11 protein-coding genes are annotated in these 11,147 nt (G+C 60.8%); 5 read left to right on the forward strand and 6 right to left on the reverse strand.

Annotated features, from left to right (window positions below; genetic code table 11):
- Positions 1 to 15: 15 nt before the first annotated feature.
- From ACWKWM_RS02860 to ACWKWM_RS02870, 3 genes are read right to left on the reverse strand one after another with little or no spacing between them, the layout of a single operon-like run.
- A complete protein-coding gene (locus tag ACWKWM_RS02860; protein ID WP_483844662.1) occupies positions 16 to 810 on the reverse strand; it encodes an ABC transporter permease in 795 nt (264 codons plus the stop codon).
- A gap of 3 nt (positions 811 to 813) precedes the next feature.
- Complete coding sequence (locus tag ACWKWM_RS02865; RefSeq protein WP_483844663.1) at positions 814 to 1,686, reverse strand: ABC transporter permease; 873 nt, start codon at positions 1,684 to 1,686, stop codon at positions 814 to 816.
- A complete protein-coding gene (locus ACWKWM_RS02870; protein WP_483844664.1) occupies positions 1,683 to 2,711 on the reverse strand; it encodes an ABC transporter ATP-binding protein in 1,029 nt (342 codons plus the stop codon). The genes ACWKWM_RS02865 and ACWKWM_RS02870 overlap by 4 nt, the downstream gene beginning before the upstream one ends.
- 246 nt (positions 2,712 to 2,957) lie before the next feature.
- On the opposite strand from ACWKWM_RS02870, the gene ACWKWM_RS02875 reads away from it, so the two are divergent.
- From ACWKWM_RS02875 to ACWKWM_RS02885, 3 genes are all read left to right on the forward strand, one after another.
- Complete coding sequence (locus ACWKWM_RS02875; RefSeq protein WP_483844665.1) at positions 2,958 to 3,806, forward strand: IclR family transcriptional regulator; 849 nt, start codon at positions 2,958 to 2,960, stop codon at positions 3,804 to 3,806.
- Positions 3,807 to 4,173: 367 nt separating this feature from the next.
- Positions 4,174 to 5,793, forward strand: coding sequence for a methyl-accepting chemotaxis protein (locus ACWKWM_RS02880; protein WP_483844666.1), 1,620 nt, complete (start codon positions 4,174 to 4,176; stop codon positions 5,791 to 5,793).
- 272 nt (positions 5,794 to 6,065) lie between these two features.
- Complete coding sequence (locus tag ACWKWM_RS02885) at positions 6,066 to 6,677, forward strand: DJ-1/PfpI family protein (RefSeq protein WP_483844667.1); 612 nt, start codon at positions 6,066 to 6,068, stop codon at positions 6,675 to 6,677.
- Positions 6,678 to 6,736: 59 nt separating this feature from the next.
- Here ACWKWM_RS02885 and ACWKWM_RS02890 read toward each other — a convergent pair whose 3' ends face one another.
- The gene (locus ACWKWM_RS02890) at positions 6,737 to 7,678 is read right to left on the reverse strand and encodes a class I SAM-dependent methyltransferase (protein ID WP_483844668.1); all 942 of its coding nucleotides are present in this window, start codon (positions 7,676 to 7,678) and stop codon (positions 6,737 to 6,739) included.
- A 108-nt stretch (positions 7,679 to 7,786) separates the two neighbouring features.
- Between ACWKWM_RS02890 and ACWKWM_RS02895 the strand changes: the two genes are divergently transcribed.
- Positions 7,787 to 8,344: an N-acetyltransferase family protein gene (locus ACWKWM_RS02895; protein WP_483844669.1), complete on the forward strand. Its 558-nt coding sequence runs from the start codon at positions 7,787 to 7,789 to the stop codon at positions 8,342 to 8,344.
- On the opposite strand, the gene ACWKWM_RS02900 is transcribed toward ACWKWM_RS02895, so the two are convergent.
- Together ACWKWM_RS02900 and ACWKWM_RS02905 are read right to left on the reverse strand one after the other, a co-directional pair.
- Complete coding sequence (locus tag ACWKWM_RS02900; protein ID WP_483844670.1) at positions 8,341 to 9,600, reverse strand: MFS transporter; 1,260 nt, start codon at positions 9,598 to 9,600, stop codon at positions 8,341 to 8,343. The two genes, ACWKWM_RS02895 and ACWKWM_RS02900, sit on opposite strands and share 4 nt — an antisense overlap.
- Positions 9,601 to 9,676: 76 nt before the next feature.
- Positions 9,677 to 9,850 carry a hypothetical protein gene (locus ACWKWM_RS02905; RefSeq protein ID WP_483844671.1) on the reverse strand — a complete coding sequence of 58 codons (174 nt, stop codon included), beginning with the start codon at positions 9,848 to 9,850 and terminating at the stop codon, positions 9,677 to 9,679.
- On the opposite strand from ACWKWM_RS02905, the gene hemB reads away from it, so the two are divergent.
- Positions 9,849 to 10,823 (forward strand): porphobilinogen synthase, encoded by a 975-nt coding sequence (gene hemB / locus ACWKWM_RS02910; RefSeq protein ID WP_483844672.1) that lies wholly within the window; start codon positions 9,849 to 9,851, stop codon positions 10,821 to 10,823. The two genes, ACWKWM_RS02905 and hemB, sit on opposite strands and share 2 nt — an antisense overlap.
- Positions 10,824 to 11,147: the final 324 nt, after the last annotated feature.

Consider the following 11,147-nt stretch of genomic DNA (forward strand, 5'->3'; position numbering starts at 1 on the left):
CGGTTGTTTGCGGCATCAGTGTTTGCCGACCAGTACACGGTCCAGGCCGTAAACCCGGTCGAGGATGATCATGGCGGCGGCGGTCAACGCGATGACCAGCGCTGACACGGCAGCCATCATCGGGTCGATTGATTCGGTGGCGTAGACGTACATGCGCACGGGCAGCGTCTGGGTCGAGGGCGAGGTGACGAAAATCGACAGCGTCACCTCATCGAAGCTGTTGATGAACGCCAGCAGCCAGCCTCCGGCCACCCCCGGGAGAATCATCGGCAAAGTGATCAGGCGAAACAGCGTGAAACGGCTGGCGCCCAGGGACTCAGCCGCGTGCTCAGCGCTGCGATCGATGCCGATGGCAGCCGCCAACACAAGGCGCAGCACATAGGGCGTGATGATCACGACGTGGGCGAAGGTCAGCCAGACAAAGCTGCCATTGACGCCCATCAGCGCAAACAGACGCAGCATCGCCACGCCCAGCACCAAGTGCGGAATGATGATCGGCGACAGAAACAGACCGTTGAGAAACCCGCGTCCGGGGAACTGATAACGGGTGATGGCGAGGGCAGCGGGCACCGCGATCAAAGTGGCCAAGGTGGCTGCAACCACTGCCAGCATCAGGCTGTTATAGAAGGAATCGATAAAGTCTGCGCGCTCGAACACCGCCTTGAACCAGCGCAGCGAAAACCCCGACCACGGCAGGCTCAGGGTGTTTTCCGGGGTGAAAGCCACCAGGCACACCACCACCAGAGGCGCCAGCATGAACACCACAACGAGGGCATGAAACGACAGGGCCAGAGAGCCGTTCTTGGACATCGATCATTCCCCCAGGGATTTTTTGTAGCGGCCTTCGACCATGCGGTTCCACGACAACATGATCAGCAGGTTCACCAGCAGCAGCGCCACCGCGATGGTCGCGCCCATGGGCCAGTTGAGTTCCGAGAGGTATTGGTCGTACACCACGGTGGCGACCATTTTCAGGCGGCGACCGCCCAGCAGGCCGGGGATCGCAAACGAGCTCGCCGACAAACCGAACACGATCAGCGTGCCCGACAGCACGCCGGGCATGACCTGCGGCAGCACCACCAGGCGCATCACCTTGGCCTGGGTCGCCCCCAACGACAGCGCGGCCTGTTCGGCGGACGGGTCCAGTTTCTGCAACGAGGTCCACACCGGGATGATCATGAACGGCAGCATCACGTGGACCAGCGCCAGAATCACGGCGAACGGGGTATAGAGCATCTTGATCGGCGTGCCGCCCAGCGCAGCAATCGCCTGATTGATCAACCCATCGGCGCCCAGCAACAGGCTCCAGCCAAAGGCGCGGACCACCACCGATATCAACAGCGGCGTGAGGATCAGAATCAGAAAAATCGAGCGCCAGGGTGCGCCCATGCGGCTGAGAATGTAGGCCTCGGGTACGCCGATGACGACGCACAACAGCGTGACCAGCGCGCTGATCCAGAAGGTGCGAAAGAAGATTTCATAAAAGTACGAATCGGTGAGCAGGTTGATGTATTGGGCGAAGGTCCAAGCATCGCTTTTGACCCCGACGCTGTAGTCGAAGACGTTGAACGACAGCACCAGGGTCAGCACCAGCGGCAGCACCAGCAGGCCAAGAAACAAAATCAACGCAGGGGCCGACAACAGATAGCCGCGCCCGGTGTCACGAAACACGCTGGGCGCATTCATGGATGCACCTCGTCTGCGGTCAAAACGCGCAACAACTCCGATGTCCAGGTCAGCCCCACGGCGGTGCCTTCACTCAGTGGAGCATCGCCGTCGTTGCGGCGCACCACGGTCAGCTCGCCGATGGCGGTGTCGATGCGGTACAGCCATTGGCTGCCGAGAAAATAGCGGGTGAGGATGCGGCCTTGCAGGCGTCCGCTGCCGGCGCCCACCAGGTCGATTTTTTCCGGACGCAGGCTGAGGATCACCGCGCCGTTGCCGGGCTGTTCACGTACTTGCGGCGCTCCGCTGGCATCCAGTTCGCCTTGCAGCAGGTTGGCCTTGCCGACGAAGCCGGAAATGAACTGGGTGCGGGGGTGTTCGTAGAGTTTGTAAGGCTCGTCGATCTGGGTGATGCGACCGGCTTGCATGACCACTACCCGGTCGCTGATCGACAGCGCTTCGGCTTGATCGTGGGTGACCATGAGCGTGGTGATGCCGACCTCGCGCTGAATCCGGCGAATCTCGAACTGCATTTCTTCGCGCAGGTTGGCGTCCAGGTTCGACAGCGGTTCATCCAGTAGCAGCACCGGTGGCTCGATCACCAGTGCGCGGGCCAGCGCCACCCGCTGGCGTTGCCCGCCCGACAGTCCACGGGGGTAGCGGTCAGCGTGTGGCGTCAGGCGGACCAGATCCAGTACCCGGTCAACTCGGGTCTTGATGGCGGCTGCCGGCACTTTGCGCATGCGCAGGCCAAAGGCAACGTTGTCGCGCACGCTCATGTGGGGGAACAGCGCGTAGGACTGAAACACCACGCCCAAGCCGCGACTGGCAGGTTTGGCGTGGGTGATGTCGCGGCCATCGAGCAGGATGCGACCGGCGCTGACATCGACAAAGCCAGCGATCATTTGCAGGGTGGTGGTTTTGCCGCAGCCTGATGGGCCGAGCAGGGACACGAATTCGCCTTTCTCCACGGCAAGGTCCGTGGCGACTACCGCGTCAACGGCGCCGTAGCGTTTGCCGAGTGCTTGAAGCTGTAGAAATGCCATCGCTGCGTTCCACCTGTTTTTCGAGCACGCCGGGGGCGTACGTTTTTTATGGGCAGATGCGAAGAGAACCGTGCGTGACGCTGTGGACGGTGGCGCTCGATCGATGTCGGCTGCCGGTGTTATTCAAATCGCCCTGTGGACTGATCCTAGGACGAAGACTAGGATGCGCTCAACGAAGAATTTCACTGAATGAGTATTTTCTTTCATTAAATCCATTGAGTGAATTAAGACGAGATTTATGAAGATATGAATTCCACTGATCGGAATGAGTTGGGTGATCCTGCTGCCAAAGAGACCGGCGTGGGTGCGGTCTCCCGGTTGTTCGCGGTGCTGCGTTGTCTGGGCGACAGCGCAGAGGGCGGTGAGCGCGTGACGCAGTTGGCGCAGCGTGTCGGCCTGTCGCAGCCGACCACTCATAGGCTGCTGCGCAGTCTCGTGGACGAGGGCATGGTGGAACAGGACGCCAGCAGCAAGCGTTATCGACTGAGCCTGGATTTCTTCGCCCTGGCGGCGCGTGCAGGCAATACCGGCAATCTGCGTGAAATCGTGCGGCCCAGTTTGCTGCGCTTGTCAGCGTCACTGGGTGACTCGTTGTTCTTGCTGGCGCGCAGTGGTTTTGACGCCATTTGCCTCGATCGTAGCGAAGGGCCGTACCCGATTCGTACCTTCACCGGCGATATCGGTGGCCGGGTTGCCCTGGGCGTGGGGCAGGGCAGTCTGGCGATTCTGGCCTTTCTCCCCGAGGACGAGCGCGACACCGTGATCAGCTACAACCTGCCACGGTTGCGGGACGTCCATCTATATGACGAGGTGCTGCTGCGCTCTGAAATCGACAACGTTCGGCGACTGGGCTACGCCGCCCGCAACACCGGTGTGCTGCCGGGGATGGCCGGGCTTGCCGTGCCCATCCTCGACCGCGAAGGGCGCGCCGTCGCGGCTTTGAGCGTGGCGACCATCAGCGACCGCCTCAACGCCGACCGCCTGCCCACGGTGGTCGAACTGCTCAAACGCGAAGCCATGGCCATCGGGCAAAAAATCAATCCGTTCGACCCGTTGCTGCGAAGACCTTCCCAGGTGTTTGGGCAGCCGGGATAAATGGGCGAGGGATTGTGCGTTTGCTGAAGGTTGGTCGGATGACACCGGACCTGTAGGAGCTGCCGAGCAACGCGAGGCTGCGAAGCGGTGAGTCAGGGATACCGAAATCGCAGCCTTCGGCAGCTCCTACAGGGGTTGTGTGTTTGCCGAAAATTGGCAGCAAGGCTCCGAATCTGTGGGAGCGAGCACTCTGCGACCGACCGTCGGCTTTGATGGCCTCCCATTAAAGAAGCGAACACAAAGGTCGATGAATGCTGAGTAACCCACTGTTGCGAAACGTTTTCCGGCAGGGGCACAGGGAAGTGGCACGTGTTCAATCCTCCGGGCCAGCCCCGGAGACAGCGGTCCTTCCCGGCGAGATTCCTGTATGTCCAAATCCCTTAAATTCCAGATTCTGGCGATGCTCAGCGCAAGTCTGGTGCTGGTCCTGTTGATCGCGCTGGCGTGCTTTCATTTCCTGTCGAGCAACGTGCAAGCCTACCGCGGGCTGCTGGAGGGGCCATTACAAGGCTCCCAGTTGATCGATCAGGCCAATCTGCAATTCAAAGTGCAGGTCCAGGAATGGAAAAACGTGCTGCTGCGCGGCAAGCAACCCGCCGACCGTGACAAGTTCTGGGGGCAGTTCGAAGAGCAGGAACGTCAGGTGCAGGCGACACTTGCCCGCCTGGGGGATGTGCAAGGTATCGATCAGGCGTTGAAGTCTCGGATCGACCGTCTCAAAGATGAACACCGCGCGCTCGGCACCGCCTACCGCAAGGGTCGCGATGCGTTCGTTGCCGCCAACGCCGATCCGGTGGCTGGCGATCAGGCGGTCAAAGGCGTAGACCGCGCCGCCAGCGAGCAGATGACCGAACTGGTGACTGAACTGCGTAAGCAGAGCGACCAACAATCACTGTCGATCAGCGCGGCGGCGGATCAGACCATTCTGCTGGGTACGCTGGTCATGCTGGCGTCCGCACTGCTGGTGGGTGTGATCACCCTGTGGCTGGTCAACCGCAACATCGTCGGTCCGATTCGGATGCTGATCGATTATGTCGCGCAATTGAGCGAGGGCAAATTCAGCGAGCGCGTCAGCATCAAACGTCAGGATGAGCTGGGCCGTCTGGCCGTGGCCGCCAATACGTTGCGCGATTTCCTGGCCGATACCTTCACTCGCCTCAAACGCAGCACCACTGATCTGGACAGCGCCGGTGGCGAACTCAAAGCCATTGCCGCTTTGATGGCGCAGGGCACGCTGGAACAGTTCGAGCGTACCGATCAGGTCGCAACGGCCATGAATGAAATGTCGGCCACCGCTCAGGAAGTCGCCCGCCACGCAGCTGAAGCCTCGCAAGCGGCTGACGAAGCGGACCGCTGTTCTCAGGAAGGCGACAAAGTGATGGGCGCCACCATCACCGCGATCAACCACATGCGCACTGAAATCAGCAACACCGCCGACGTCATTCGCCGTCTGGAAGCCGACAGCGGCCGCATCGGCAAAGTGCTGGAAGTGATTCGCGGGATTGCCGAACAGACCAATCTGCTGGCGTTGAACGCAGCCATCGAAGCGGCGCGGGCAGGGGACGCCGGGCGAGGCTTTGCGGTCGTGGCTGATGAAGTCCGCACCTTGGCGCAACGCACCGCCGCGTCTACCGCCGAGATCAATCAGATCATTCACTCGGTGCAAACCGGGGCCACCGATGCAGCGCTGGCCATCGAAAGCGGCCAGTCGCGCAGCCAGGAAAGCGTCGATCAAGTCGCGTTGGCCGGCAGTTCGTTGCAGCGCATCACGGCAGCGGTTGAATCGATTCGCGACATGAACCGGCAGATTGCAACGGCAGCGGAAGAACAAACGTCGGTGGCCGAAGACATCTCGCGCAACCTCACGGAAATCACCGCCATTGCCACCACCAATCAGGACAACGTTAAGCGCACCCAAGTGGCCAGCGGCGATTTGCACCAATTGTCGGTGGGCCTTAATGATGTGATATCGCGATTGAGCGCATAACGGTCCGTAAAGGCCAGGATCGGCTGTATCAAGTGTCAGGTCACATCACGGAACCACCGTGGGAGCGGACCTGTCCGCGAAAGCTCTTCATCAGGCACTGAAGATGCGTCGGACGTGCCGACCTCTTTGCGGTAAGCGCGTCCTCCCGGTTCGGCATCAAGCGTAACGGTCTGTACTGCCCGAATAATCTCTGGCTGTATCGACAGCAATTCCCGCCAATCCCTTAGCGTGATCGAGACCAATACTGATCACGCCAACCCGGGACTGCCCTCATGCACATCGCCATTCTCACGTTCGATGGCTTCAACGAACTCGACTCCCTGATCGCCTACGGCATGCTCAATCGCCTGGCGATGCGCGGCGATCGTGACTGGAAAGTCAGCATCGCCAGCCCGACCGCCCGCGTGACGTCCATGAATGGCTTGACCCTCGATTCGCACATCGGCCTTGAAGAGGCGAACCAGGCCGACGCTGTGTTGTTCGGCAGCGGCATGAAAACCCGAGAAGTTGCTGAAAACCTGGCGGTGATGAGCCAGATCCGCCTCGATCCTGAGCGGCAACTGATCGGCGCGCAGTGCTCAGGCACCTTCTTGCTGGCCAGGCTCGGTCTGCTTGGATCACTGCCAGCCTGCACGGATCTGACCAGCAAACCGTGGGTGCAGGCGGCGGGTGTTGAGGTCGTCAATCAGCCCTTCATCTCCAGCGGTAACGTCGCGACCGCAGGCGGGTGTCTGTCGGCGCAGTACCTGTGTGCCTGGGTTATTGCGCGGTTGAAAGGCGAGGACGACGCCCGCGAAGTGCTGCACTACTTCGCGCCGGTGGGGGAAAAGGACGAATACGTAGAGCGCGGGATGCGGCATGTGCAGCTTGCTTCATTTCTGTAGGAGCCAACGTGTTGGCGAGGCGGGGTATCAGATACTACGCCTCGCGAACGAGTTCGCTCCTACAGGGATTGCGTGAAGACCAACGCTTTTAGCCCGCCCTGCGGTTCGATATCAGCAAACTCCGGCGGGTTGTCCAGGCGCTGCACGAACCGCAGACTCGGCGCCTCGCGGGTGACGCCTTCGATGAGGAAGTCCGCGCCCATGGCCGGGTCGTTCATGCAGGCCAGGACGGTGCCGGTATCAGTCAACAGTTCCGGCAGTTTGCGCAGCACGCGCTGGTAATCTTTGGTCAGCAGGAAGCTGCCTTTCTGAAACGACGGCGGGTCGATGATCACCAGATCATACGGCCCGGTGCTCTTCACTTTGCCCCAGGATTTGAACAGCTCATGGCCCAGGAAACTGACCTTGCTCAGGTCATGGCCATTGAGCCGATGATTGTCGCGGCCCCGGCTCAAGGCTGCGCGGGACATGTCCAGATTGACCACTGAATCGGCGCCACCTTCTATTGCCGCCACCGAGAACCCGCAGGTGTACGCGAACAGGTTCAGCACCCGTTTGCCCTGCGAATTGGCCCGTACCCAGTCACGCCCATAGCGCATGTCCAGAAACAGCCCGGTGTTCTGCTTTTTGCCGAAATCCACGAGGTAGCGCAGACGTCCTTCGGTCAGCGTCCATTCATCCAGATGCTCGCCCATTAGCCATTCGGTGGTGCTGTCCGGCAGATACCGATGCTGCAACAGCAGCATGTGCGCGCCGGATGATTTCCAGGGTGCGGACTGTATGATCTGCATCAGCAGCTCGTTCAACGCCTGCAACTCGGATTGCGCAGGCTCCTTGAACAGCGACACCAGCACCACGCCCTGCATCCAGTCGACGGTCAACTGCTCCAGGCCAGGCCAGCAACGACCCCGGCCATGGAACACGCGGCGGGTTTCTGCGGGCGGATTTGCAAGGGCGGTCAACATATGATGCTGCAGGACAGCGAGGGCTTCAGAGTTCATTCGGCAGGATCGGCAAAGGGAATGGGCGGCATTTTAAACGCATTTACGAGCTCGGCGTCTGCGGTCATCATTTGCCCAACTGTTGGCTGACGAATAAAGAAGACCCGAATGCCCCACGACCTGATCCTGCGCGACGCCCGCGATGACGACATGCCTGCCGTGCAGGTGATTTACGCCCACCATGTGATCCATGGCACGGCGAGCTTTGAACTCGATCCGCCGCCGCTTGCCGAAATGCTACGTCGGCGTGCCGATATCCTGGCCAATCATTTGCCGTACCTCGTGGCCGAGCGCGCAGGAGAGGTGGTCGGTTACGGTTACGCCACCCTGTATCGGCCGCGTCCAGCCTATCGCTCCAGCGTTGAGGATTCGGTTTACGTACGTGAAGGGCTAGGCGGGCTGGGCATTGGTCAAACGCTTTTGCAACTGATCATCGAACGATGCGAGGCGGGAGGGCGTCGGCAGATGATCGCGATCATTGGCGACAGTCAAAACGCAGCGTCCATCAGGCTGCACCAGCGGATGGGATTCCGCCGGGTCGGGGTATTTGAGTCGGTCGGCTTCAAGCATGGTCGCTGGCTGGACACAGTGCTGATGCAGCGTGAACTGGGTGAGGGCTCATCAAGCACTCCTGGCGCAGCGTCCCCGTCTGATCGGGCGCCTTAACCCGTGACGGCGGCCGCTGTAGATTGATCATCGGTTTTGGCGCGCGTCAGGGTTTCCGGCACCGCCAGCCACAGCAGCACGAACGCGACCGCCGCAATCGCCGCCAGGGTCAGGAACGCCGCGCTGTAGCCCGCCTGCTGGATGACCAGCCCGGCCAACCCGTTGCTCAACGCCGCGCCCAGCCCGAACACGGTCGATATCGCGCCAAGGCTGACATTAAAACGCCCGGTGCCAGCGGTCAGGTCCTTCACCACCAGCGGCAGCAATGCGCCAAACGCCCCGGCGCCGATGCCGTCCAGCAACTGCACCGACACCAGCCACCACGGGTTATCCGACAGCACATACAGCACGCCCCGTAACGGCAGAATGATGAAACCCGCCAGCAGCAATGGTTTGCGCCCCCAGTCATCGGCCTTCGCGCCCACCAGCCAGGCAACCGGCACCATGACCAACTGGGCGGCGACGATGCAGGCTGAGGTCAGCGGTGTCGCGAGGCTCATGTCGATCTGCGACAGCTTCTGACTGACCAGCGTCAGCATCGCCGCGTTCGCCAGATGAAACAGCCCGCAGCACACGGCGAATACCAACAATGGCCTGTTGGTCAGCAGCACTTTCACGCCCGAGGGTTGTTCACCCGACTCTTTATGCGCCGGATCAAAACCCCGCGCGACCTCATGGTCGATGGCATCGGCGGACACAAAACTCACCGCCACGACACTCGCCACCGCCATGAATGCCATCAGGTAGAACACCGCCACCGGACCGAACATCCAGGAAAACACGCCAGCCAACAGGGCCGCAACGGCATTGCCTGCGTGGTTCCAGGTTTCGTTGCGGCCGGTCCTGCGAGTGAAGGCTTTGGGGCCGGTGATACCCAATGAAATGGCTGCGATCGCGGGGGCGAACACCGAGCCTGCGATGGCGCTGATGGCCTGGGTGATCGCGACCCAGCTGAACGAGTGGATAAAGGGCAGCACCAGACAGCCACCGGTGACCAGCAGCGCGGCAACGGCGACGATGAGCCGCTTGCTTTTCGAACGATCAATCAGCGCGCCGGCCGGCGTTTGGGTCACCAGGGCGGCAATCCCCGCCAGCGTCATGACCAGGCCAATGCTTGCCGGGTCCCATTTGTGAACCGCCAACAAGTAAATCGCCAAGTAGGGCCCCAATCCGTCGCGCACGTCGGCGAGGAAAAAGTTGAGACCGTCCAGGGAGAGGTTGTTGCGCTTATCTGCATATTTATTTTGTGTATTCAAGGCCGGTCTCGCCCCAGTAAAGGCGGTGCCACCGTGTGTGGCATGCTCTGATAGCAATGACCTGCGCCACAGCCCTTTAGTTGCGGGCGGTTGCGGCGATTTTTCTGAACACTGTTGCAAACTTGGCAAGGGACTTTATCGCGCATGCATTTGAATCGAGGTCGCGGCAGGCATAAGCTCCGGCCATCGATATTTGCCCGACGCCTGGCGTCCGCCATTTTTCCGGATTTTTCTTTTCAGGAACTGCCATGTCCAGCCTGTTTCCCGCTTCCCGTCCACGTCGCCTGCGCAGCAACGAAAACTTCCGCGCGCTGTTTCAGGAATCCGAATTCACCCTCAACGATCTGGTGCTGCCGATCTTCGTCGAAGAAGAAATCGACGACTTCGTGCCGATCAAGAGCATGCCCGGTGTGCAGCGCATCCCCGAGTCGAAACTGGCCCAGGAAATCGAGCGTTATGCCAAGGCGGGCATCAAGTCGGTGATGACGTTTGGTGTGTCCCACCATCTTGACGCCGACGGCAGCGACACCTGGAAGGAAAACGGGCTGGTGTCGCGGATCTCGCGGACCATCAAAAGCGCCGTGCCAGAAATGATCGTGATGTCCGACACCTGTTTTTGTGAGTACACCGATCATGGTCATTGCGGCGTGATGCACCGTGATCACGTCGATAACGATGCGACGATTGAAAACCTCGGCAAACAAGCGGTCATGGCTGCGCGTGCCGGTGCCGATGTGATTGCCCCGTCGGCAGCGATGGACGGGCAGGTCAAGGCGATTCGTGCGGCGCTGGACGCAGCGGGTTTTACCCACACGCCGATCATGGCGTACTCCACCAAGTTCGCTTCGGCGTTGTACGGGCCGTTCCGTGAAGCGGGCGGCAGCGCGTTGAAGGGTGATCGCAAGACCTACCAGATGAATCCGATGAACCGCCGCGAAGCGCTGCGTGAGTCGCTGATGGACGAGGCCGAAGGTGCCGATGCGTTGATGGTCAAGCCAGCTGGCGCTTACCTGGACATCATCCGCGACATCCGCGAAGCCTCGACTTTGCCGTTGGCGGCGTACCAGGTCAGTGGCGAGTACGCGATGATCAAGTTCGGCGCACAAGCGGGCGCCATCGACGAACACCGCGTGGTCCGCGAAAGCCTCGGTGCCATCAAACGCGCCGGTGCAGATTTGATCTTCACCTACTTCGCGATGGATCTGGCGCTGAGCGGGATTTGATAGAGATGGCTTGATCAGCAAGCCCGGACGTGCGCACGACTGTTGGAGCGAGGCTTGCCCGCGAAGATGAGCTCGCGGTGTATCAGACACACCGCATCGCGGCCTCGCGCTGCTCGTCCGCTCCTACAGGAGATATGTGTTTGCCGGAGGGCACGGGATCCGTGGGAGCGGACCTGTCCGCGAAAGGGCCGGTACATCCGAAGCATCTGTTTCGCCTGACGAATAGCCTCCGCGGACAGGTCCGCTCCCACAGGTTTTTGCATTCGGCGCGCGATTTCAGGCCGACGCCGCACCCCGCCAACAGCTGTAAGGGCTGCATATCCG

The organism is Pseudomonas rosaeacicularis, from assembly GCF_057128745.1.

Bases quoted from the DNA above. Each gene is read 5' to 3' on its own strand.
- ACWKWM_RS02860 (WP_483844662.1), bottom strand. From the start codon at position 810: ATGTCCAAGAACGGCTCTCTGGCCCTGTCGTTTCATGCCCTCGTTGTG.
- ACWKWM_RS02865 (WP_483844663.1), bottom strand. From the start codon at position 1,686: ATGAATGCGCCCAGCGTGTTTCGTGACACCGGGCGCGGCTATCTGTTG.
- ACWKWM_RS02870 (WP_483844664.1), bottom strand. From the start codon at position 2,711: ATGGCATTTCTACAGCTTCAAGCACTCGGCAAACGCTACGGCGCCGTT.
- ACWKWM_RS02875 (WP_483844665.1), top strand. From the start codon at position 2,958: ATGAATTCCACTGATCGGAATGAGTTGGGTGATCCTGCTGCCAAAGAG.
- ACWKWM_RS02880 (WP_483844666.1), top strand. From the start codon at position 4,174: ATGTCCAAATCCCTTAAATTCCAGATTCTGGCGATGCTCAGCGCAAGT.
- ACWKWM_RS02885 (WP_483844667.1), top strand. From the start codon at position 6,066: ATGCACATCGCCATTCTCACGTTCGATGGCTTCAACGAACTCGACTCC.
- ACWKWM_RS02890 (WP_483844668.1), bottom strand. From the start codon at position 7,678: ATGAACTCTGAAGCCCTCGCTGTCCTGCAGCATCATATGTTGACCGCC.
- ACWKWM_RS02895 (WP_483844669.1), top strand. From the start codon at position 7,787: ATGCCCCACGACCTGATCCTGCGCGACGCCCGCGATGACGACATGCCT.
- hemB (WP_483844672.1), top strand. From the start codon at position 9,849: ATGTCCAGCCTGTTTCCCGCTTCCCGTCCACGTCGCCTGCGCAGCAAC.
- ACWKWM_RS02905 (WP_483844671.1), bottom strand. From the start codon at position 9,850: ATGGCAGTTCCTGAAAAGAAAAATCCGGAAAAATGGCGGACGCCAGGC.